21 protein-coding genes and 1 tRNA gene are annotated in these 22,475 nt (G+C 69.9%); 6 read left to right on the top strand and 16 right to left on the bottom strand.

Annotated elements, in window-relative coordinates; genetic code table 11:
- Positions 1–4: 4 nt before the first annotated feature.
- Both nusA and rimP read right to left on the bottom strand, forming a co-directional pair.
- A complete protein-coding gene (nusA, locus tag GGQ63_RS15370) occupies positions 5–1,618 on the bottom strand; it encodes a transcription termination factor NusA (protein WP_183857362.1) in 1,614 nt (537 codons plus the stop codon).
- A 30-nt stretch (positions 1,619–1,648) separates the two neighbouring features.
- Positions 1,649–2,299, bottom strand: coding sequence for a ribosome maturation factor RimP (gene rimP, locus GGQ63_RS15375; RefSeq protein WP_183857364.1), 651 nt, complete (start codon positions 2,297–2,299; stop codon positions 1,649–1,651).
- Between the two features lie 242 nt (positions 2,300–2,541).
- Between rimP and GGQ63_RS15380 the strand changes: the two genes are divergently transcribed.
- On the top strand, positions 2,542–4,521 hold the full coding sequence (locus tag GGQ63_RS15380; protein ID WP_183857366.1) for a PhoX family protein: 1,980 nt from the start codon (positions 2,542–2,544) through the stop codon (positions 4,519–4,521).
- A 120-nt stretch (positions 4,522–4,641) separates the two neighbouring features.
- Here GGQ63_RS15380 and trmB read toward each other — a convergent pair whose 3' ends face one another.
- The 14 genes from trmB to GGQ63_RS15450 form a co-directional block, all read right to left on the bottom strand.
- The gene (trmB, locus tag GGQ63_RS15385; protein ID WP_183857368.1) at positions 4,642–5,340 is read right to left on the bottom strand and encodes a tRNA (guanine(46)-N(7))-methyltransferase TrmB; all 699 of its coding nucleotides are present in this window, start codon (positions 5,338–5,340) and stop codon (positions 4,642–4,644) included.
- Positions 5,341–5,353: 13 nt separating this feature from the next.
- Positions 5,354–6,544, bottom strand: a complete 1,191-nt coding sequence (metK, locus tag GGQ63_RS15390) for a methionine adenosyltransferase (protein ID WP_183857371.1) — start codon at positions 6,542–6,544, stop codon at positions 5,354–5,356.
- Between the two features lie 194 nt (positions 6,545–6,738).
- On the bottom strand, positions 6,739–7,152 hold the full coding sequence (locus GGQ63_RS15395) for a helix-turn-helix domain-containing protein (RefSeq protein WP_183857373.1): 414 nt from the start codon (positions 7,150–7,152) through the stop codon (positions 6,739–6,741).
- A 136-nt stretch (positions 7,153–7,288) separates the two neighbouring features.
- Positions 7,289–8,905 (bottom strand): apolipoprotein N-acyltransferase, encoded by a 1,617-nt coding sequence (gene lnt / locus GGQ63_RS15400; RefSeq protein ID WP_183857375.1) that lies wholly within the window; start codon positions 8,903–8,905, stop codon positions 7,289–7,291.
- A gap of 69 nt (positions 8,906–8,974) precedes the next feature.
- A complete protein-coding gene (locus GGQ63_RS15405) occupies positions 8,975–9,970 on the bottom strand; it encodes a hemolysin family protein (RefSeq protein WP_183857377.1) in 996 nt (331 codons plus the stop codon).
- Positions 9,963–10,493, bottom strand: a complete 531-nt coding sequence (gene ybeY / locus GGQ63_RS15410; protein WP_183857379.1) for an rRNA maturation RNase YbeY — start codon at positions 10,491–10,493, stop codon at positions 9,963–9,965. The genes GGQ63_RS15405 and ybeY overlap by 8 nt, the downstream gene beginning before the upstream one ends.
- Entirely contained in the window at positions 10,490–11,551 is a 1,062-nt protein-coding gene (locus tag GGQ63_RS15415; protein WP_183857381.1) for a PhoH family protein, read from the bottom strand. Before GGQ63_RS15415 ends, ybeY begins: the two co-directional genes overlap by 4 nt.
- On the bottom strand, positions 11,548–12,948 hold the full coding sequence (gene miaB, locus GGQ63_RS15420; RefSeq protein WP_183857383.1) for a tRNA (N6-isopentenyl adenosine(37)-C2)-methylthiotransferase MiaB: 1,401 nt from the start codon (positions 12,946–12,948) through the stop codon (positions 11,548–11,550). Before miaB ends, GGQ63_RS15415 begins: the two co-directional genes overlap by 4 nt.
- A 40-nt stretch (positions 12,949–12,988) precedes the next feature.
- Positions 12,989–13,822, bottom strand: coding sequence for a lyso-ornithine lipid O-acyltransferase (gene olsA, locus GGQ63_RS15425; RefSeq protein WP_183857385.1), 834 nt, complete (start codon positions 13,820–13,822; stop codon positions 12,989–12,991).
- Complete coding sequence (locus GGQ63_RS15430) at positions 13,819–14,226, bottom strand: Fur family transcriptional regulator (RefSeq protein WP_183857595.1); 408 nt, start codon at positions 14,224–14,226, stop codon at positions 13,819–13,821. The genes olsA and GGQ63_RS15430 overlap by 4 nt, the downstream gene beginning before the upstream one ends.
- 91 nt (positions 14,227–14,317) lie before the next feature.
- The gene (locus GGQ63_RS15435; protein ID WP_183857387.1) at positions 14,318–14,809 is read right to left on the bottom strand and encodes a GNAT family N-acetyltransferase; all 492 of its coding nucleotides are present in this window, start codon (positions 14,807–14,809) and stop codon (positions 14,318–14,320) included.
- A complete protein-coding gene (tsaB, locus tag GGQ63_RS15440) occupies positions 14,806–15,456 on the bottom strand; it encodes a tRNA (adenosine(37)-N6)-threonylcarbamoyltransferase complex dimerization subunit type 1 TsaB (RefSeq protein WP_183857389.1) in 651 nt (216 codons plus the stop codon). Before tsaB ends, GGQ63_RS15435 begins: the two co-directional genes overlap by 4 nt.
- Positions 15,457–15,505: 49 nt before the next feature.
- Positions 15,506–16,060: a NifU family protein gene (locus tag GGQ63_RS15445; RefSeq protein WP_183857596.1), complete on the bottom strand. Its 555-nt coding sequence runs from the start codon at positions 16,058–16,060 to the stop codon at positions 15,506–15,508.
- Between the two features lie 256 nt (positions 16,061–16,316).
- The gene (locus tag GGQ63_RS15450) at positions 16,317–16,808 is read right to left on the bottom strand and encodes a universal stress protein (protein WP_183857392.1); all 492 of its coding nucleotides are present in this window, start codon (positions 16,806–16,808) and stop codon (positions 16,317–16,319) included.
- 199 nt (positions 16,809–17,007) lie between these two features.
- Between GGQ63_RS15450 and GGQ63_RS15455 the strand changes: the two genes are divergently transcribed.
- From GGQ63_RS15455 to GGQ63_RS15475, 5 genes are all read left to right on the top strand, one after another.
- A tRNA-Leu gene (locus GGQ63_RS15455) sits at positions 17,008–17,092 on the top strand.
- A gap of 240 nt (positions 17,093–17,332) precedes the next feature.
- On the top strand, positions 17,333–20,785 hold the full coding sequence (locus tag GGQ63_RS15460) for a class I SAM-dependent DNA methyltransferase (protein ID WP_183857394.1): 3,453 nt from the start codon (positions 17,333–17,335) through the stop codon (positions 20,783–20,785).
- Positions 20,786–20,881: 96 nt separating this feature from the next.
- Complete coding sequence (locus GGQ63_RS15465) at positions 20,882–21,427, top strand: GNAT family N-acetyltransferase (protein WP_183857396.1); 546 nt, start codon at positions 20,882–20,884, stop codon at positions 21,425–21,427.
- Between the two features lie 187 nt (positions 21,428–21,614).
- Positions 21,615–21,893: a PepSY domain-containing protein gene (locus GGQ63_RS15470; RefSeq protein WP_183857398.1), complete on the top strand. Its 279-nt coding sequence runs from the start codon at positions 21,615–21,617 to the stop codon at positions 21,891–21,893.
- Between the two features lie 20 nt (positions 21,894–21,913).
- The gene (locus GGQ63_RS15475) at positions 21,914–22,450 is read left to right on the top strand and encodes a cytochrome b/b6 domain-containing protein (protein ID WP_183857597.1); all 537 of its coding nucleotides are present in this window, start codon (positions 21,914–21,916) and stop codon (positions 22,448–22,450) included.
- Positions 22,451–22,475 lie beyond the last annotated feature (25 nt).

Genomic DNA, 22,475 nt, shown 5'->3' on the forward strand with positions numbered 1-22,475 from the left:
GGGCTCACGCCTCGGCCGTCTCGCCTTCTTCCTCTTCTTCCTCGCCCGCCTGCTGCTGGGCGGCGAGTTCTTCTTCCGTGATCCAGCCCGCCTTGACGCGGGCGGCCATGATCATCGCCTCGGCATCGGCGCGCGACAGACCGAAGGAATCGAGCGTACCGCCGTGACGGGTGGTGTCGCCTTCCTTGCGCTCGATCCAGCCGACCAGATCGTCCGGCACGCAGCCGGCGAAATCCTCGACCGTCTTGATCCCCTCCTTGCCGAGGGCGACCATCATGCCGGCGGTGACGCCGGGGATCTCCTTCAGCGCGTCCTCGACGCCGAGCGCGCGACGCTCCTCGTCGAGTTCCGCCTCGCGCCGCTCCAGATATTCGCGGGCGCGGTCCTGCAGTTCCCCGGCGGTCTCCTCGTCGAAGCCCTCGATCGAGGCGAGCTCGTCGAGATCGACATAGGCGATCTCCTCGACCGAGGCGAAGCCTTCCGAGGCGAGCAGCTGGCCGATCATCTCGTCGGCGTCGAGCGCGGTGTTGAAGAGGCTGGAGCGCTCCTGGAATTCCTTCTGGCGCCGCTCGCTCTCCTCCTGCTCGGTGAGGATGTCGATATCCCAGCCGGTGAGCTGCGAGGCGAGCCGGACGTTCTGGCCGCGCCGGCCGATGGCGAGCGACAGCTGATCGTCGGGCACCACGACTTCGATCCGCTCGGCCTCCTCGTCGAGCACCACCTTCGCCACTTCGGCCGGCTGCAGCGCGTTGACGATGAAGGTGGCGGCGTCGGGGTTCCAGGGGATGATGTCGATCTTCTCGCCCTGCAGCTCGTTCACCACCGCCTGGACGCGGCTGCCGCGCATGCCGACGCAGGCGCCGACCGGGTCGATCGAGGAATCGCGCGACACGACGGCGATCTTGGCGCGACTGCCCGGATCGCGGGCGACCGACTTCACCTCGATGATGCCGTCATAGATTTCCGGCACTTCCTGCGCGAAGAGCTTCGCCATGAACTGCGGATGGGTGCGCGACAGGAAGATCTGCGGGCCGCGCTGCTCGCGGCGGACGTCGTAGACATAGGCGCGAACCCGGTCGCCATAGCGGAAGGTCTCGCGCGGGATCAGTTCGTCGCGGCGCACGATGCCCTCGCCGCGGCCGAGATCGACGATGACATTGCCGTATTCGACGCGCTTGACGGCGCCCGAGACGATCTCGCCGATGCGGTCCTTGTATTCGTCGTACTGCCGGTCGCGCTCCGCCTCGCGCACCTTCTGGACGATCACCTGCTTCGCCGACTGGGCGGCGATGCGGCCGAAATCCATCGGCGGCAGCGGCTCGGCGATGTAATCGCCGATCTGGGCGGCGGGGTTCTTGGTGCGGGCGTCCTCGAGCAGGATGTCGGTCGCCGGATTCTCGACCGCCTCGACCACCTGGAGCAGGCGCTGCAGCCGGATCTCGCCCGTCTTCGGGTTGATCTCGGCGCGCACATCCGTCTCCGAGCCGTAGCGCGAGCGGGCCGCCTTCTGGATCGCGTCCTCCATCGCCTGGATGACGATCATCCGGTCGATCACCTTCTCGCGGGCGACCGCGTCGGCGATCTGCAGAAGCTCGAGCCGGTTGGCGCTCACTGCCATGGTCGTGTTCTCCGTCTTCGGGGCCGGCCGTTACGGCGCGGCGTCCGCCTCGTCTTCATCCGTCTCGGCCGTGTCTTCGGCCGCATCCTCGTCGGCGGCGGCGCGTTGCAGCCGCTTGGTTTCCCTGAGCGTCGCCTCGATCAGAGCGTCGGTCAGCACGAGCCGCGCCTCGGCGATCGCGTCGAGCGGCAGGACGACGTGCCCGGCCTCACCCTCGGCGGTCTTCTCGACGTCGAAGCCCACGCCGCCCGCCTCGAGCCCGGTCAGCACGCCGCGATAGCGCCGCCGCCCCGCGACCGCGACGGCGAGCTCGACCTTGGCGAGATGGCCCGCCCAGCGGTCGAAATCGGAGACGCGGACGAGCGGCCGGTCGATCCCCGGCGACGACACCTCGAGGTGGTAGGCGCCGGGGATCGGATCCTCGACGTCGAGCACCGGCGACAGGTCACGGCTGATCGCCTCACAGTCCTCGACCGTCATGCCGCCGTCCGGCCGCTCGGCCATCACCTGCAGCGTACGGCCGTTGCGGCCGGAGATCTTCACCCGCACCAGGCGATAGCCGAGCCCCGCCACCACCGGCTCGACGACCGCGGCGACGCGCGCGTCGAGACCCGTCTCGACGACGATGCGCGGTTCGGCGAGGGCGGTTTCCGCAGCGGGGTCGGCGGCCGTGTCAGCCAAGGCGCTCTCCGGTCGAAGGGCTCAAAAGCCGAAAGGAGCGGCCCGGTTGGACCACTCTCAAACAAGCCGAGCCTTGATTGGGAATGCGAGCGATATAGGCCGGATGCCGCGCAAACGCAAGCGCCGCGCGCGATCGGCGGCCGTGCTGTCATCCCGTTGTGATCCGGCCGCCCTAAGGCTTCCCTCGAACTGTTCCAGTTCCAGGGAACAGCCCCCTCCCCACCCCCCGACAGGAAGGCGTCATGACCAGCGATCGGACGTTCCGCACCTCGATGCTCGAGGAAGCCGCCGGCGAAGGCCACAACACCACCGCGAACGCCACCATGGGCGAGATCATCGCCGCGCGCTTCTCCCGCCGCGGCTTTCTCAAGGGTGCGCTCGCCGTGTCGGCGATCTCCGCCACGGTGAGCCCGCTCGCCCTCGCCACCGCGCAGAAGGCGCAGGCCGCCTCCGCGTCCGCCTTCTCCTTCACCGAAGTGGCCGCCGGTGTCGACGAGAACCACCACATCGCCGAGGGCTACGACGCCGACATCCTGCTGCGCTGGGGCGACAAACTGTTCGCCGATGCGCCGGAGTTCGATCCGGCCAACCAGACGGCCGAGGCGCAGGCGCGCCAGTTCGGCTACAACAACGACTATGTCGGCTTCATCCCGCTCGACGGCTCGAGCGAGCGCGGCCTGCTCGTCGTCAACCACGAATACACCAACCCGCATCTGATGTTCCCCGGCCTCGTCACGGTGGTCGAGGGCAAGATCGAGCAGAAGCCGCTCTCGAAGGCGCAGGTCGACATCGAGATGGCCGCGCATGGCGGCACGATCGTCGAGATCGTCAAGGAGGGCGGCAAGTGGCGCCCGGTGCTCGACGGCACGATGAACCGGCGCATCACCGTCAACACGGCGATGGAGCTGACCGGTCCGGCCGCCGGGCACGACCGGCTGAAGACCAGCGCCGATCCGACCGGCACCAAGGTCATCGGCACGCTCAACAACTGCGCCGGCGGCGTGACGCCCTGGGGCACCTATGTGATGGCCGAGGAGAACTTCCACGGCTATTTCTCCGGCAGCCTGCCGGAAGGCCACAAGGAAGCGGCGAACTACAAGCGCTACGGCGTGCCGGAGGGGGCCTATGAATGGGCCGCCCATTACGACCGCTTCGACCTCGCCAAGGAGCCGAACGAGCCGAACCGCTTCGGCTGGATCGTCGAGGTCGACGCCTTCGATCCGAACGCCACGCCGAAGAAGCGCACCGCGCTCGGCCGCTTCAAGCACGAGGGCGCGGAGTCGATCGTCGCCAAGGACGGCCGCGTCGTCTTCTATCTCGGCGACGACGAGCGCTTCGACTATGTCTACAAGTTCGTGACCGCCGGCACCTTCAAGGCCGACGACCGCGCCGCGAACATGAACCTCCTCGACGAAGGCACGCTCTACGTCGCGAAGTTCGCCGAGGACGGCCGCTTCGCCTGGCTGCCGCTCGTCCAGGGCGAGGGACCGCTCACCGCGGAGAACGGCTTCGCCTCGCAGGCCGACGTGCTGATCGAGACCCGCCGCGCCGCCGACCTCGTCGGTGCCACCAAGATGGACCGTCCCGAGGACATCCAGCCGAACGGCGTCAACGGCAAGGTCTATGTGATGCTGACCAACAATACGAAGCGCAAGGCCGAGCAGGTCGACGCCGCCAATCCGCGCGCCTCGAACGCCTTTGGCCACATCATCGAGCTCTCCGAAACGGACGGTGACTTCGCCGCGACCGCCGGCACCTGGGAAGTGATGCTGAAGTGCGGCGACCCGTCGGTCGCCGATGTCGGGGCCACCTTCTCGACCGCGACCACCGCCAATGGCTGGTTCGGCATGCCCGACAACTGCGCCGTCGACGCGGACGGCCGGCTGTGGGTGGCGACCGACGGCAATTCGCCGAAGGCGACCGGCCGCACGGACGGCATCTGGGCGGTCGATACCGAAGGCGAGGCCCGTGCCACGTCGAAGCTGTTCTTCCGCGTGCCGGTCGGCGCCGAGATGTGCGGCCCGCTTCTGCTGCCGGACATGCAGACGATGTTCGTCGCCGTGCAGCATCCGGGCGATGGCGGCGACGACTGGGCCGGCTTCGGCCGCGTCTCCTATTACGAGGACCTGTCGACCCGCTGGCCGGACTTCAAGGACGACATGCCGGTCCGTCCGGCCGTCGTCGCGATCACCCGGCAGGGTGGCGGCAAGATCGCCGTCTGAGGCGTTTCTCTGCGAAATTAGGTCGGCGCGGGAGCGATCCCGCGCCGTCCTTCGCGAACCACCGACCATGCGGCGGACCCCGGGGCCGCCGCCGCCCGGGGGCAGCCCGGGGACGGTCTCTCACACCCGCTCGAACGTCAGATACGTTCCCCGCCTTCCCTCGCGGATCGCCTTCGCCTCGTAGCGCGTGCCCGGCCAGCCCGGAAAAGGCTGCCGCCAGTCGTCGGCCGTGCGTGCCGTCCAGCGGAAGCCGGGATGCGCGTCGAGATGGGCGAGCGTCCAGGCGACATAGGAATCGATGTCGGAGGCGAAGCGGAACAGGCCGCCCGGCGCGATCACCCGCGCCAGCCGGTCGAGATTGCGCGGATTGACGAAGCGCCGCTTGAAATGGCGCGTCTTCGGCCAGGGATCGGGATAGAGCAGGTCGACGAGCACGACGCTCGCGGCCGGCATCCAGTCGAGCAGTTCCGCTGCGTCCCGATCGAACAGGCGGATCGTCTCGAAGCCCTCGGCGGCGATCGCGCGGGCCGCCTTCGCCATCCCGTTGACGAAGGGCTCGACACCGATCCGGCCGACCGCCGGCTCGGTGCGGGCGCGATGGATCAGATGCTCGCCGCCGCCGAAGCCGATCTCGAGCGCCACCGCTTCGACCGGCCGCGGAAACAGCGACCGCAGATCGCCGGGTGCCGGCACCGCCGTGTCGATCCGGAGCGATGCGACGGTGGTGGCGAGCGCCTCGGCCTGGCCGGCGCGCAGGCCTTTGCCCTTGCGGCGGCCGAAGAAGGAATCGCGCCGCGCCGGCGCGCTGTCCTCCGTCATCGGACGGCGCGCGTCAGAGCGCGCCGCGGATCGCCGCGACGAGGTCGGTGCGCTCCCAGGAGAAGCCGCCATCCTCCTCCGGCGCACGGCCGAAATGGCCATAGGCCGAGGTGCGGGCATAGATCGGCTTGTTGAGGCCGAGATGCTGGCGGATGCCGCGCGGCGACAGGTCCATCACCTCGCCGAGCACCGCCTCGAGGCGCCCGGCCTCGACATTGCCGGTGTCGTGCAGGTCGACATAGATCGACAAGGGCTTCGACACGCCGATCGCATAGGAGAGCTGGATCGTGCAGCGGCCGGCGAGACCGGCGGCGACGACGTTCTTCGCGAGATAGCGCGCGGCATAGGCGGCGGACCGGTCGACCTTGGTCGGATCCTTGCCGGAGAAGGCGCCGCCGCCATGCGGCGCGGCGCCGCCATAGGTGTCGACGATGATCTTGCGGCCGGTCAGGCCGGCGTCGCCGTCCGGGCCGCCGATGACGAACTTGCCGGTCGGGTTGACGTGCCACACCGTCGCGCCGCTGATCCAGCCCTCGGGCAGGGCCTCGCGGATATAGGGTTCGACGATCGCCCGCACGTCGTGCGAGGTCAGGTGCTCGTCGAGATGCTGGGTCGACAGCACGATCTGGGTGACCTCGACCGGCTTGCCGTCCTCGTAGCGCACCGTCACCTGGCTCTTCGCGTCGGGTCCGAGCGCACGGGTCTCCCCGCTGCGGCGGGCCTCGGAGAGACGCTTCAGGATGCGGTGAGCGTAGTAGATCGGCGCCGGCATCAGCTCCGGCGTCTCGGAGCAGGCATAGCCGAACATGATGCCCTGGTCGCCGGCGCCCTCGTCCTTGTTGCCCGCGGCGTCGACGCCGACCGCGATGTCGGCGGACTGGGCATGCAGATGGACGTCGATCTCCGCCGTCTCCCAGTGGAAGCCGGACTGCTCATAGCCGATGTCGCGGATGGCGAGGCGGGCGGTGTGGGCGACGAAGTCCCGGGTGATCTCGGCCGGCCCGCGGGTCTCCCCGGCGATCACCACACGGTTGGTGGTGGCGAGCGTCTCGGCGGCGACGCGGATCTGCGACGGGTCCCAGCCATGCTGCGGGCCGAGCCGGAAGAAGGCATCGACGATCTCGTCCGAGATGCGATCGCAAACCTTGTCGGGATGGCCTTCGGAAACCGACTCGCTGGTGAACAGATAGGACGCCCTCGACACAGGCCAACCCCTTCGCTCAAGATAATGGCCGGAGCGCGAGGCCCCGGCCGCGGTGGTGGTTCGTTCTGGCAGGTCGCCGGCCGAGGGTCAAGGCGGAGCCGGATCCCCGCCGGCAAGACGGAAAGGCCGTTCCGCCGCGGCATCGGCGCGAGCAAAACCGTGCCGTGCCGACGCCTGCGGGCGGAACGGGAACCTCAGTCGGCCGCCTCTTCGCCGGCGAGCGCACGGACGAGTTCGACGACCTTGCGGCGCACCTTCGGGTCGCTGATCCGCACGAACGCCTTGTTGAGCTGAAGGCCCTCGGCGCTCGACAGGAACTCGGTGACGAAGGCTGCCGGACGGGGCTCGGCGAAGCCGCCCTCGGGCGTGTTGCCCGGCGCGTCCTCGAAGAAGAAGGACACCGGCACATCGAGTACGGCGGCGATGTGCTGCAGCCGGCTCGCGCCGATGCGGTTGGTGCCCTTCTCGTATTTCTGGATCTGCTGGAAGGTGATGCCGAGGCTCTCGCCGAGCTTTTCCTGGCTCATGCTGAGCATCATGCGGCGGAGGCGCACGCGGCTGCCGACGTGGATGTCGATGGGGTTCGGCTGCTTCTTGTTGGCTATCAAAGGTTCATTCCTTGGTCGCTTGGCGTGGTGGCGCTCATGCGCCAAACCGCGCTCCGACACCCGCTTCGGAACGCGCCATACCACCACCGATCGAAACTTCCCCGCGTGCCATCTATGAAGGCCCTCGCAATTAGTGTCAATCACGAGTTTTAGTCTTGATAAAAGTTCCAATTGTTAGACCCGACAGGAGCAGCCACAGGGTCCAGAAGGGTCCGTCGCCCAGCCGCGCATAAAGGGTTGCCGGCAGCGCCCGTGGCAGATCGGCGTCGAGTGCGCCGGCGGGTCCGAGCGGCAGTTGCGCCAGAATGCGTCCGTGCGGGTCAGCGACCGCCGAAATGCCGGTATTCGCGGCGCGGACGAGCGGCAATCCCTCCTCCACCGCCCGCATCAGCGCCTGGCGCAGATGCTGGTGGGGTCCCGGCGTATCGCCGAACCAGCCGTCATTGGTGACATTGGCGAGCCAGCCGGGCCGGTTTCCGGGCTCGACCGCGGCGCCGGGAAAGATGATCTCGTAGCAGATGAGGGGGCCGGCCGGCGGTGCGGCGGGAAGCACGAGGGTGCGCCGCCGCATTCCGACATCGAAGCCGCCGGGGATGGCGACGACTTGCCGCAGCCCGAGGGCGGAGAGTGTCCGCTCGAAGGGCAGGAACTCGCCGAACGGCACCAGGTCGACCTTGTCATAGGCGTCGCGGATCGTGCCGTCATCGGCGATCACATAGACCGAATTGTAGACCCGCAGGCCGTTCTCCGCGCGCGGGTCGGCCTCGGCGCGCGCCGCACCGGTGAGAAGGGTGGCGCCCGCCGGCAGCATATCCGCGATCGCCGCCAGCGCCTGCGGCCGCTCGGTCAGGAAGAAGGGGAAGGCGGTCTCCGGCCAGACATAGAGATTGGGGGTCGCGCCGTCGGCTCGTGGCTGGGCGGAGAGCGCGAGATAGCGGCCGAGCACCGCGTCCTCCTCGCCGGAGGCCCATTTCTCGTTCTGTGCGATCGCCGGCTGGACGATGCGGATGCGGATGTCGGGAACGGCCTCGTCCGGCCCGCCGGCGAGCCGGACCGCGCCGAAGCCGAGATGGAGCGCGAAGAGGAGCGCGGCGGCGAGAAAGGCGAGGCGGTCCGGCCGCCGCCGCGGCCCGATCGACAGCAGGAGCACGGGCGCCGCGGCGGCGAGGAAGGCGAGCGCGGTGAGCCCCCACAGCCCGACGAGCGAGGCCGACTGCATGAAGAGCGGCGAGGGGGCGAGCGTATAGCCGAAGCTGTTCCACGGGAAACCGCTGAAGAGATGGCCGCGCAGCCATTCGGCGAGCGTCATCGCCGCGGCGAAAGCGACCACACGCGGCCAGCCGGGCGACCAGACGAGCCGGGCGAGCACCGCCCCGGCGCCCCAGAACAGCGCCAGCCCCGCCGGCAGGGCGACCACCGCCACCGGCATCAGGACGACGAGATTCTCGGCGCCGGCGAGGAAAGCGGCGCCGATCCACCACAGGCCGGCGAGGAAATAGCCGAAGCCGAACGCCCAGCCGATGGCGAAGGCCGGGCGGATGCCGCCGCGCCAGCCGTCACGTCGCCTGCCTGCTCCATCGAGCAGGAGCACCACGACCGGCACGGCGATGAACACGGCCGGCCAGAGGTCGAGCGGCGCGAGCGCCAGCGCCGCGACGGCCCCCGCGACGGCGGCGACCGTCATCCGCCGCCAGCCGGAGAGGAGCGGCAGCCGGTAGGCGGCGGCACGAATCGGCGGGAGGAAGCTCGGCATGGACCCCCGCGGCGGAGAATCGGAACAGGCGGCGCGCCGCGGCAGGAGAACGCCCGCCGCCGCTCCGGGTCAAGCCGAGCGCAGGCGCGGCATGCGGCGCAGTTCCGGCGCGAAGCCCGGCCGGTAGAGCCGGACGCGCCGCACGCGCCGGGTGTCGGCATCGACGATGTCGAGTTCATAGCCGCCCGGCACAACCACACGCTCGCCACGGCGCGGGATCCGGCCGAGCAGGGTGAAGACGAGGCCGCCCAGCGTGTCGACCTCGCTGTCGACGGCGCCGGGGGCGAGCGGCTCGCCGAGCACCGCCTCGACATCGTCGAGATCGATCCGGCCGTCGACGAGAAAAATGCCCTCGCCGTCCGGCACGATCAGCGCCTCGTCGTCCTCGTCGTGCTCGTCCTCGATTTCGCCGAAGACGATCTCGACGACATCCTCGAGCGAGGCGAGCCCGTCGACGCCGCCGTGCTCGTCGATGACGAGGGCCATCTGGACCCGGCTTTCGCGCATGGTGGCGAGCAGGGTGGCGGCGGGCATCGAGGGCGGCACGAAGAGAACGCGACGGACGAGGTCCGTCTTCTCGAGCGGCGTCGACAGGTCCACCTTCTCGAATCCGAGCCCGGTTCCGGTCTCGGCCGCCTTGGTCAGCCAGTTCATGAGGTCCTTGATGTGGACCATGCCGACCGGGTCGTCGAGCGTCTCGCGATAGACCGGCATGCGGGAATGGCCGGAATCGCGGAAGGCGGCGACCACCTCGGCGATCGGCCAGCCGATCTCGACGGCGAGGATGTCGGCGCGCGGCACCATCACGTCCTCGACCCGGATCTCCGACAGGTCGAGCAGATTGCGCAGCATCCGCCGCTCTTCGGGGGTGAAGGCGTCCGGGTCCTCGAGGGCGTCCTCGATCTCGTCGCGCGCGGAATGCGCAGGTCTGAGACCCACCGCGCGGATGATCCGCTCGAGCCAGCTTTCCGATGGCCTCTCGGCCTCGCGCGCCTCGGGCGCGCTCCTACTCTGCGGTTCGGTCGAAAGGTCTCCGGCGAGCGGAGACGCGTCTTGGTCACTCATCGTTCTCGTCGGGCGGATCGCCCTCTCCGGTGGCGGGATCGGCATAGGGGTCGGCAATGCCGAGACGTGCGAGAATTGCCGTCTCGAGCCGCTCCATCCGCTCGGCCTCGTCGTCCTCTATATGATCATGTCCCGCGAGATGAAGGAACCCATGCACCACCAGATGGGTGAGATGGGCCTCGAAGGACACCCCCTGATCGCCGGCCTCGGCGCGGATGGTCTCGCCCGCGAGCACGATGTCGCCGACGAGCGGACCGAGCCGCGCGCTGCCCGCCGGGGTCGCCGGAAAGGACAGCACATTGGTCGGCTTCGGCTTGTCGCGCCAGTCGGCGTTCAGCCGGGCGATGTGGGCATCGTCGGTGAAGAGCACGGCGAGCTCGGCGCCCTGCGCCAGCCGGACCCCGGCGACGTCGATCGCCACGTCGACCGCCCGCTCGACGAGCGCGCAGAGCGTCTCCTCCTCCGGCCAGTCGCCCGCCTCGACGATGACGTCGATCGCGATCTCCTCGGAAAGCGCGTTCACGGCCGGCCGCCATGCCTGCGCACGGCCGACGGGGCGGGCGTCGCGGCGTCATAGGCCCGTACGATGCGGGCGACCAGCGGATGGCGCACCACATCGGTGTCGGCGAAGCGGATCTGCACGATGCCCTCGACATCGCCGAGCAGGTCGATCGCCTCGGCGAGGCCGGAGACCTGGCCGGGCGGCAGGTCGACCTGCGTCGGATCGCCGGTGACGATCATCTTCGACCCCTCGCCGAGGCGGGTGAGGAACATCTTCATCTGCATCGATGTGGTGTTCTGCGCCTCGTCGAGGATGACGACGGCGTTGGCGAGCGTGCGGCCGCGCATGAAGGCGAGCGGCGCCACCTCGATCATGCCGGAGGAGAGGCCGCGCTCGACCCGCTCGGCCGGCAGCATGTCGTAGAGCGCGTCGTAGAGCGGCCGCAGATAGGGGTCGACCTTCTCCTTCATGTCGCCCGGCAGGAAGCCGAGCCGTTCGCCCGCCTCCACCGCCGGCCGCGACAGGATCAGCCGGGCGACGTCGCCGCGCTCGATCAGCGCGGCGGCATAGGCGACCGCGAGATAGGTCTTGCCGGTGCCGGCCGGGCCGATGCCGAAGACGAGCTCGGCCCGGTCCATCGCGCGGATATAGGCGTCCTGCGCCGGGTTGCGCGCCATCACGGTGCGCCGCCGCGTCGCGATCTGCGCCATGGCGAGCCGGCCCTTCGGCTCGAGGCTCGGCAAAGCGAGCTGGCTCTCCGCATCCTCGGCCATGCGGATCGCCCCTTCCACGTCCCCGGTGCCGATCGGATGGCCCTGGGTCAGGCGCACATAGAGGAGGTCGAGGGCGAGCCGCGCCTGCGCGCAGGCCTCCGCGCCGCCGCGGATCGTCACCTGATTGCCGCGTGCCACCACGTCGACGCCGAGCAGCTTCTCGATCGTCGCGAGGTTCTGGTCGAACTGGCCGAACAGCTCGCTCGCCAGCCGGTTGTCGTCGAAGGCGACGACGACATGGGTGAGATCGGAGGCCTGGCCGGACCGCGGCTGCGGGCGACCGCCCGGCCCGTGACGCGGGCTCAAGACGCGGCCTCGGCGAGAGCCGGCGCGCCGGCCCCGCCCGCCGTGCCGATCAGCCGGCCGAACAGGCTGTTGGTGCCCAGCCGCTCGATCGCCACCCGGCCGATCGTGCCGATCAGGGCCTCGGGCGCCTCGACCTGCACCGCCTGCAGCCAGGGCGACTTGCCGGCGAGCTGGCCGGCGAAGCGGCCCTTCTTTTCGAACAGAACGTCCATCGCGGCTCCGAGCTTCGAACGGTTGAAGGCGTCCTGCTGCGCCGCGATCAGCGCCTGAAGCTGCGCCAGCCGCTCGCTCTTCACCGCCTCGTCGACCTGTCCGTCGCGCGTCGCGGCGGGGGTGCCGGGACGGGCGCTGTATTTGAACGAGAAACAGGCGGCATAGCCGACCGCCTCGACGAGCCGCATCGTGGCGGCGAAATCGGCGTCCGTCTCGCCGGGGAAGCCGACGATCAGGTCGCTCGACAGCGCGATGTCGGGTCGCGCGGTGCGGATCCTGTCGACCAGCGCACGGTAATCGTCCGCCGTATGGCGGCGGTTCATCGCCTTCAGGATGCGGTCCGAGCCCGACTGCACCGGCAGGTGCAGATAGGGCATCAGTTCGGCGAGGTCGCGATGCGCGGCGATCAGCGTGTCGTCCATGTCGCGCGGATGGCTGGTGGTATAGCGCAGCCGATCGAGCCCGGGGATCTCGGCGAGGCGGAACAGGAGCTCGCCCAATCCCCATTCGCGGCCGTCGGGCCCCAGCCCGTGCCAGGCATTGACGTTCTGGCCGAGCAGCGTCACCTCGCGCACGCCGCCGGCGGCGAGCGCCTCGGCCTCGGCGAGAATGCGCTCGACGGGGCGCGACACCTCGGCGCCGCGCGTATAAGGCACGACGCAGAAGGTGCAGAATTTGTCGCAGCCCTCCTGCACGGTCAGGAAGGCGCTCGGCGTGCGGGCGGGGGCGCGGCCCGCCGCCTCGAGCCGGGCGAACTTCTCCTCGATCGCGAACTCGGTCTCGATCGCCCGCTCTCCGGCGGCCGCCCGCGACAGGAGCGCCGGCAGGCTGTGATAGGATTGCGGGCCGACCACCAGATCGACCACCGGCGCGCGGCGGGCGATCTCCTCGCCCTCGGCCTGCGCGACGCAGCCGGCGACGCCCACGGTCAGCCGGCGACCCATCCGCGCCGCCTCTTCCTTCGCGACGCGCAGCCGGCCGAGCTCGGAATAGACCTTCTCGGCGGCCTTCTCGCGGATGTGGCAGGTGTTGAGGAGAACGAGATCGGCCTCGGCGAGATCGTCCGTCGGCCGATAGCCCTCGGCAGCCAGAGTATCCGCCATACGATCGGAATCGTAGGCGTTCATCTGGCAGCCATATGTCTTGATCAGGACCTTCTTCGGCGCGGTCCGGGTATCCGTCATCGGTTCGTCGGGCTTTTCCGCTTGCGCTCCCCGCCTCTTCCTAGCGGGTTTCGGCCGGGTTGAGAAGGACGCCCGCCGCCGGCGGCGCGGGGATCGGCCGCCGCGCCCGCACTGCCCGGACCATCGTGCGCACCTCGCGCTCGGCCTCGGCGGCGATCCGCTTGCGGTCGGCACCGGCGCCGAAGGCGACCGGGCGGCCGAAGGCGACGACCGCATCGGCCCCCCCATCACCGACCAGCCGGCCGAGATGCGAGGCGAGGTCCATGCCGCCATACCAGGCGACGCGCGGCATCTCCGCCCGGCTCATCGGTAGGCCGTGAAAGCCGCGATAGACGACGGCGACCGGCTGGACCGTGATCGCCGCGCCGTCCGCCGCCGCATCGCGCGCCGCGCCGACGAGGGCGCTGCGGAACGGCAGCACTTCATAGCCGTCGCCGGTCGTGCCCTCGGGGAAGAGCACGATCGCCTCGCCGCGGTGCAGGCGTTCGGCGATCCGGCCGGCCGAATCGCCGGCGGCGCTCCGGCGGGTGCGGTCGACGAAGACGGTGCGCTGCAGCCGGGCCAGCCATTTCACCACCGGCCAGCCGTTCACCTCGGCCTTGGCGACGAAGGAGACCGGCATGACGGCCGAGAGGGTGACGATGTCGAGCCAGGAAACGTGGTTGGAGAGGAGCAGCACCGGCCCGCCGCGCGCCGGCACGCCCTCGACCCGGACGCGCAGCCCGACGAGACGCGCCGCGACCCGGTGCCACCAATGCGGCACCCGCGCGGCGAGCGGCGCGCGGCGGCGGATCGCGACGAGCTGAACCGGCAGCAGCACGAGCGTCAGGAGGACGAGGCCCGCCACCACCAGCGCGAGCCGCACCGTCCTCACGCGGCCGACCCGCCGCCGCGCCGTCCGTCCTTCGCCGCATCGATCGGCACGGCATAGAGTTCGAGCCGGTGGTCGACGAGCCGATAGCCGAGCCTCTCGGCGATCGCCTCCTGCAGCCGCTCGATCTCCTCGTCGCGGAATTCGATCACGGCGCCGGAGCGCAGGTCGATCAGATGATCGTGATGCTCTTCCGGCATCGTCTCGTAGCGGCTGCGGCCGTCGCGGAAATCGTGCCGCTCGATGATGCCGGCATCCTCGAACAGCTTCACCGTGCGGTAGACGGTGGAGATCGAGATGCGCGGGTCGACCGCCGAGGCGCGGCGGTAGAGTTCCTCGACATCGGGGTGATCGTCGGCGTTCTCGATCACGCGGGCGATCACCCGGCGCTGGTCGGTCATCCGCATGCCTTTGGCGATGCAGGTCTCTTCGAGCGAGACGTCGCCTTCTTCCGCGCTCACTGACCCCGCTCCAAGCTCGTCGTCCCCCGATCCGCCGTTACCGGACTTGCAGCCGCATGACAAGCGCGGCACTCGGCGCCGCGTCGGCGTGGCGATAATAGCCCTTTCGACGGCCGACTTCGACGAAGCCGACGCGGCGATAGAGCGTGCCGGCGGCGGCATTGCCCTCGTCGACCTCGAGGAAGGCGGCCTCCGCGCGCTCGCTGTAGAGCCGGCGCAGAACCTCCTCGAGGAGCAGCCGGCCATAGCCGCGCCCGCGCGCCGCCGGCTCGAAGACGATGGTCAGGATCTCCGCCTCGCCGGCGGCGAGACGCACCAGCACGAAGCCGAGGATGCGCCGCGTGCCGAAGCGCGATTCGCGCTTGAGGGCGAGGGCGAAGACGGTGCGGTCGGCGATCAGCGCCTCGATCTCGTCCTCGCTCCAGCCGCGCGCGAAGCCGGTGGCGTGGATCTCGGCGAGCCGCGCCGCGTCGGCCGGCTCGGCGGCGTCGATGAAGATGCGGGGGCGCAGGAAATGGTCGAAGATCATCGGCGGGCGATCCTGCCGCCCGTCTGCGGCGCGGCGTCGGCGGGCTTCACGTAGAGCGGCAGGGCTGGGTGCGCCGCGGGGTCGAGCGCCTGCCCGAGCGCCAGCACGGCCTCGATCGCCGGCGCGCTGCGGCGATGGACGACCGGCACGCCGCCCTCCGGCGCACCGGCTCCCGCAAGGCGGGCACCCACCGCCGCGGCGCGGGCGAGCGCGGCCTCGGGCGACAGGACCGCCGCCGGGCCGTCCGGCGTGCCGTCGGCGGAAAACAGCTGGCCATAGAGTTCGCCCGCGCGGGCGGGCAGGAGCGCGAGCACGGAAACGGCGCCGGCCTCGGCCCGCGCGCTCTGCGCGTGCGCGGCGAGCGTCGAAACCCCGATCGCCGGCCGGCCGGCGACGAGCGCGAGGCCCCGCGCCGCGGCGACCCCGACGCGCAGCCCCGTGAAGGAGCCCGGCCCGATCGACACGGCGATCCGGTCGACCGCGTCGGGCGCGATGCCGGCCTGCGCGAACACGGCCGCCACCGCCGGCATCAGCGCCTCGGCATGACCGCGACCGACCGTCGCGACGCGCCGCACGATCGTCCCGTCGGCGAGACGGAGAGCGACGGCGCAGTCTTCGAGCGCGGTGTCGAGAGCGAGAACGATCATCCCGCCCGGATAGCGCGCCGGGCGCGGCCTTGTCGAGCGTCCGCCCGGCTCAGGCGGCCGCGACCTCGCGCACTTCCGGCACGAAATGGCGCAAGAGGTTCTGGATGCCGTGCTTCAGCGTCGCGGTCGAGGACGGGCAGCCCGAGCACGAGCCCTTCATGTCGAGATAGACGACGCCGTCGCGGAAGCCGCGGAAGGTGATGTCGCCGCCGTCCTGCGCCACCGCCGGGCGGACGCGGGTCTCGATCAGCTCCTTGATCGTCTCGACCACCTCGCCGTCCTCCGCCTCGAAGAACTCGGCCGCGTCGGCCTCCCGCTTCGAGGTCGAGATGACCGGCGCGCCGGTCATGAAGTGTTCCATGATGGCGCCGAGGATCGCCGGCTTCAGATGCGGCCATTCCGCGTCGCGCTTCGTCACGGTGATGAAATCATGGCCGAGGAACACGCCGGCGACGCCGGGCACGGCGAACAGCCGCTCGGCGAGCGGCGAGCGCGCCGCCTCGTGCTCGTCGCGGAAATCGGCGGTCCCTTCGGGCAGGACGAGCCGCCCGGGCAGGAATTTCAGCGTGGCGGGATTGGGGGTCGCCTCGGTCTGGATGAACATCGCTTCGGCCTCGGCTCGGTCGGACATTTCTGTTTAGAACTCTTATAAAAGATAGCAGCTCGCACGCTGCGATCAACCCTGAGCCTCAAATGGCGGTTCCGCCGGCCCGAGACAAGCGTCGCGGCGCCGGGATTCGCCTCCGGTGCCCGGTGGGAGGGCGAATCGGCCGGCGAACCGGCAGCCCGCCGCGCAGCCTCGTTCGCGCGGCCCGCTCCCGTCCGGCGGCATTCGCAGCGGCGGCCCGGTCGCCGGCCGCTCAGGCGATCGCCCTGATGTCGTCGTCGCCGAGCGAGCCCGGCACGATGGTGATCGGGATCGGGAAGGTTCCCGACGCCTTGCCGGCGATCGAGGTGACGAGCGGGCCGGGCCCGTCCTTCTCGGCGCCGGCGCCGAGCACGAGAATCGCGATGTCCTCGTCCTCGGCGATCAGCTTCATCACCTCTTCCGAGCGCACGCCCTCGCGGATGACGAGTTCGGGTTCGATCGTGGCGTGCCTGCGGACGATGTCGGCGAAGCGGCCGAGCGCGGCCTCGGCCTCGTCCATCGCCTCGGCGCGCATGATGTTCTCGACGCCGATCCAGTGCTGGAAGGCGCCCGGCTCGATCACATAGAGGAGGGCGAGCGCGCCGGCGGTGTGTTCGGCGCGCAGCGCGGCATAGACGACGGCCCGGGCGCATTCGGGCGTGTCGTCGATGATGGCGAGAAACTTCCGCCGATGTCCGCTCTCGGTGCTCTTGCGCTTCAGCATGGCGCGGATGAAAGCACCGCCGCGCCCGCCCGGCAAGCGGCGGCACGCCGGCGCCGCATGGCGCGGCCGCTATCGCTGCGGCTGCCCCGCCGGCGATGCCGACCGGAACGGCCGCGCCGAGATCGCGCGACGGCGCCGCAGGCCCGATTGACAAGCGCCCTGCCCCCGCGTATCCACACGGCCGGTCCATCGCCGGCCTGCCCAGGTGGCGGAATTGGTAGACGCGCTGGTTTCAGGTACCAGTGGGTAACACCGTGGAGGTTCGAGTCCTCTCCTGGGCACCACTTTCCGAATAGCCCTGCCGTATTCGTCGAACGGTCACCGCCGAGGCCCGCACCAGACGAAAGGTGTGGGTCGTCTCGTCCCGGGATTTGTCTCGCCGGACCGCTTTCGCGCGACCCGCTGCCGGGCTTCGCCGTGGTGTGTGGCGGCCGGTTTCGGTCGCGGGAGGCATCGGCCACAACCGCGTTGCGGGGACGCCGCGGGACGGCTTACCTTGCCGCAGCTTTCCGGCCCGGTACCGCATGACCCCGATCGAGCATTTCATTTCCCGCTGGAGCGGCCGCGAAGGCGGCCAGGAGCGGGCGAACTATGCCCTGTTTCTCAGCGAACTCTGCACGGTGATCGGCGTTCCGCCACCCGATCCCGCCGGGCACGCCAGCGAACTCAACGCCTATGTCTTCGAGCGCGCCGTGACCTTCCGCGAGCCGGACGGCTCCACAGCGAAGGGCCGCATCGACCTCTACAAGCGTGGCGCATTCGTGCTCGAGGCGAAGCAGAGCCGCCAGGGCGAGGGGCCGAAGGCGGCGGAGGCCGGCCAGCAGGACCGGCCGGGCGTCGAGGAGCCGGCCCCCCAGGGCCGGCGCGAGAGCCGGCGCTGGGACGTCCTGATGATGAACGCCCGCCGTCAGGCGGAGGACTATGCGAAGGCGCTGCCGGCCGCCGAAGGATGGCCGCCCTTCCTGATCGTCTGCGATGTCGGCCACTGCCTGGAGCTCTATGCCGACTTCTCGGGCCAGGGGAAGAACTACGCCCAGTTCCCCGACCGGCGGGGTTTTCGCATCTTCCTCTCCGATCTGCGCTCCGAAGAGGTGCGCGAGCGGCTGCGCCTGATCTGGACCGATCCGCACGCCCTCGACCCGACCAAGCGCGCCGCCAGGGTCACGCGCGACATCGCCGAACGCCTCGCCAAAGTGTCGAAATCTCTGGAAGAGCGCCGCGCCGAGGACGGCCGGCCGCTGCACGCCCGCGAGGCGATCGCCGCCTTCCTGATGCGCTGCCTGTTCACCATGTTCGCCGAGGATGTCGAGCTGATCCCGAAGGACAGCTTCAAGGGCGTGCTCGAACGCTGCCGCGGCAAGCCCGATCTGTTCCCGAGGCTGGTCGGGCAGCTCTGGGAGGCGATGGACAAAGGCGGCTTCGCCTATGCGATCGAAGCCCAGGTGAAGCGTTTCAACGGCTATCTGTTCAAGGACCGCACGGTCCTGCCGCTGCCGCAGGAGGCGATCGGCGAGCTCGCCGAGGCGGCGCGGGCGAACTGGCGCGAGGTCGAGCCGGCGATCTTCGGCACGCTGCTCGAACAGGCGCTCGACCCCACGGAGCGCCGCAAGCTCGGCGCGCACTATACGCCGCGCGCCTATGTCGAGCGGCTCGTCATCGCCACGGTGATCGAGCCGCTGCGCGAGGAATGGGACCATGTCCGCGCCACGGCCGAGCGGCTGCGGGCGGGCGGCGATCCGGCCGGCGCGCTCGCGGAGGTGTCGAAGTTCCATGCCCGGCTGTGCGCGGTGCGGGTGCTCGATCCCGCCTGCGGCACCGGCAATTTCCTCTATGTCGCGCTCGAGCTGATGAAGCGGCTGGAGGGCGAGGTGCTCGAGGCGCTCGCCGATCTCGGCGGCCAGGAAACGCTCGGCCTCGACCGCCACACCGTCGATCCGCACCAGTTCCTCGGGCTCGAGGTCAACCCGCACGCCGCGGCGATCGCCGAGCTGGTGGTGTGGATCGGCTTCCTGCAGTGGTTCTTCCGCACCCAGGGCGGCCAGCCCGCCGAGCCGATCCTGCGCGATTTCCGCACCATCAGGGCGATGGACGCGGTGCTGGCGCATGACGGCCGCGACCTCGTCACCGATGCGGCCGGCCGGCCCGTCTCCCGCCGCGACGCGGCGGGCGAGCGGGTGGAGGTCTACCGCTACCGCAACCCGCGCCGGCCCGCCTGGCCGGAGGCGGAGTTCATCGTCGGCAACCCGCCCTTCATCGGCAAGGGCGAACCCATGCGGGCAGCTTTCGGACAGGCGTATCTCGACGCTCTGTGGGCGGCGCATCCGCACATCAACGAGAGCGCCGATTTCGTCATGTACTGGTGGGACCGCGCGGCGGAGCTGCTGACCCGGCACGGCACGCCGCTGCGCCGCTTCGGCTTCGTCACCACCAATTCGATCACGCAGGAATTCTCCCGCCGCGTCATGGCGGCGCGGCTGAAGGCGAAGAAGCCGGTCTCCCTCGTGATGGCGATCCCGGACCACCCCTGGACCAAGGCGACGCGCGACGCGGCGGCGGTGCGCATCGCCATGACGGTCGTGGTGGCTGGCGCACATGAGGGCGCGCTACGGGAGGTTGTAACCGAAGCGGAACTTGCGAGCGAAACGCCAATCGTTGACCTGAGTCAGCGGGTGGGTGAAATCAATGCCGATCTCACGATCGGTGCTGATATCACCGCGAGCGTAAAGCTGTCGGCAAATGCCGGATTATCGAGCAACGGCTTCTTGCTCGCAGGACGCGGGTTCGTCATCACCGAGACCGATGCGCAAATCTTAGGCCTTGGCGAGATACAAGGATTGGAAAAACACATCAGGCCATATCGAAACGGGCGCGATCTAATGACCATTCCCCGCAAGGTCATGCTGATCGACCTGTTTGGTCTCAAGAGTGAAGAAGTTAGAGGCCGTTTCCCTTCTGTCTACCAACATATCCTAGCAACCGTTAAGCCCGAACGGGATCAGAATAATCGCGATAGCTATCGTCGCAACTGGTGGATTTTCGCCGAGCCTCGTTCTGATCTGCGACCTGCGTTGGATCACCTGCCACGCTATATCGCAACGCCTGAAACTGCCAAACACCGCGTGTTTCAATTTGTGGACGGCCTTGTCCTGCCCGACCATATGGTCGTAGCCGTGGCAAGCGCTGACGCGGTGCACCTAGGAGTGCTCTCGTCCCGCGCCCATGTTCTTTGGGCCTTGCGCGCCGGGGGGTGGCTCGGCGTCGGAAATGACCCGCGATACTCCAAGTCTCGCGTCTTCGACCCCTTCCCCTTCCCGGATGCCCCCGAGCCGCTCAAGGCCGACATCCGGGCCGTGGCGGAAGAACTGGACGCCTTCCGCAAGGCGCGGCAGGCGGAGCATCCGCGGCTGACGCTCACCCAGATGTACAACGTGCTCGAAAAGCTCCGCGCCGGCACGGCGCTGGATGAGAATGACGTCCGCATCCGCGACGAGGGGCTGGTGCTGATCCTGAAGGAGCTGCACGACCGGCTCGATGCCCTCGTCTTCGACGCCTATGGCTGGCCGCAGGACCTTTCCGACGAGGAGATCGTCGCCCGGCTCGTCGCCCTCAACCGGGAGCGGGCGAAGGAGGAGGCGGCCGGGCTGATCCGCTGGCTGCGGCCGGACTATCAGAAGGCGCGCGCCGGCCTCACCGGCGCGGTGCAGCCGGCCGAGGCGCAGGACAGCATGGCGCTGGTGGTCGACGCGGCGAAGGCGCAGAAGCCCCTCTTCCCGACCGGCGAGGTGGAGCGCACCGCCGCCGTGATGGCCGCGCTCGCCAGTGCCGCCGGCCCGGCGGACGCCGCGTCGATCGCCGCCGGCTTCCGGCAGGGCAGGCGCGCCGAGCCGCACATCCAGGCGACCCTCGCCTCGCTCGCCCGCATGGGTTTCGCGAGCAGCCCCGACGGCCGCCGCTTCATGTTCCGCCGCGTCGCCTGAGGCGCCGCCGTGCGATCTGCCGATCGCCGATCCGGGCGCTCGGCCCGCGAGGACCTGCCGGCCGGCCCGCCCCGGGCAGAGGCGGAAAGAACCGAGATGGATGCGATCGAGACCGAGCGGCTGGTGCTGAGGAATTTCCGGCGGGACGATGCGGCCGATCTGTTCGCCTATCTCGCGGCGCCGCGCGCCGGGTGCTTTCTCGATCTGCGGCTCGCCGATCTCGACGCCGCCGCAGCGGAGGCGCAGGCGCGGAGCGGCGATGACGAGCACATCGCCGTCGCGCTGCGCGGCACCGGCCGGCTGATCGGCGACCTGTTCGCGGTTCCGGAGCCGCCCGACACCTATGCGGTCGGCTGGAACTTCAACGCCGATTTCGGCGGCGCCGGCTATGCCGCGGAGGCCGCGCGGGCGCTCTTCGGCCATCTGTTCGGGGCGAAGCAGGCGCGGCGTCTCTACGCCTATGTCGAGGACCACAACCGTGCCTCGCAGCGGCTGTGCGAACGGCTCGGTATGCGCAAGGAGGGCCATTTTCTCGACTTCGTGTCGTTCCGCACCGACGCGCAGGGCGCGCCGATCTTCGAGAACACGATGCAATACGCGCTGCTGCGCAGGGAATGGCGGGGCGAAGAAGGGCGGGCCTGATCCCGGGGCATCGGGGGATCGCATCCGGGCGGCCGGCCGGCGGCCGCGATGGTGCCCCCTCGGCAGCCGCCCGTGGGCGAGCCCGAATCGTCCTCGGAAAAAAACCGCGTCCGCCGACAGCATCCCGACAGGCGCGGGCGGCGATGGTTCCTTCGCCGGCGCGGTTGCCGGCCGATGAACAGGAACCATGATGCGCACGATCGCTCTCGCCGCCGCTCTCCTCGCCGTCCTCCCCGCCACCGCCGCCTTCGCCTCGCCGAAATGCACCTCCGAGCCGAAGGACAAGTGGATGAGCGAAGAGGCCATGAAGGCGAAGATCGCCGAACTGGGCTACCAGAAGATCCGTACCTTCGAGATCACCGGCTCGTGCTACGAGATCTACGGCTATACGAAGGACGACAAGCGCGCCGAGGTCTATTTCAACCCGGTGACCGGCGCGATCGTCAAGTCGGAGATCGGGGACTGACCGTGGCCGATCGCGGTCTCATGGCGGGGGCCGCGCAGGCCCCCGCACGCGTGGCGGTCTGGGATCCGGTCGTCCGCCTGTTCCACTGGACCGTCGTCGCCGGCGTCGTCCTCAACCTCTTCGTCCTCGAGCCGGGCAAGACCGCCCACCGCACTGTCGGCTACACGATCGCGGCGGCGCTCGCCATCCGCCTCGTCTGGGGCTTCGTCGGCACGCGGCATGCCCGCTTCGCCGACTTCTTTCCCACCCCCCGCCGGCTCGCCCGCTATCTCGGCGCGCTGCGGCGCGGCGAGGAAGCCCGCATGCTCGGCCACAACCCGCTCGCCGCGGTGATGATGCTCACCCTGATGGCGCTCCTCGCCGCCACGGCGACGACCGGCTGGATGACGACGCTCGACGCCTTCTGGGGCGAAAAATCGCTCGAGGAGGTGCACGGAACGCTCGGCAATGCGATCATGGTGCTCGCCGCCCTGCACGCCTTCGCCGCGCTCTTCGAGAGCTGGCGCCATCGCGAGAACCTCGTCTGGTCGATGGTCACCGGCCGCAAGCGGGCGTGACGGGAGGCGCGAGGGCGGACGGGGG

This window comes from Prosthecomicrobium pneumaticum (assembly GCF_014199915.1).
Taxonomy (GTDB): Bacteria; Pseudomonadota; Alphaproteobacteria; order Rhizobiales; family Kaistiaceae; genus Prosthecomicrobium; species Prosthecomicrobium pneumaticum.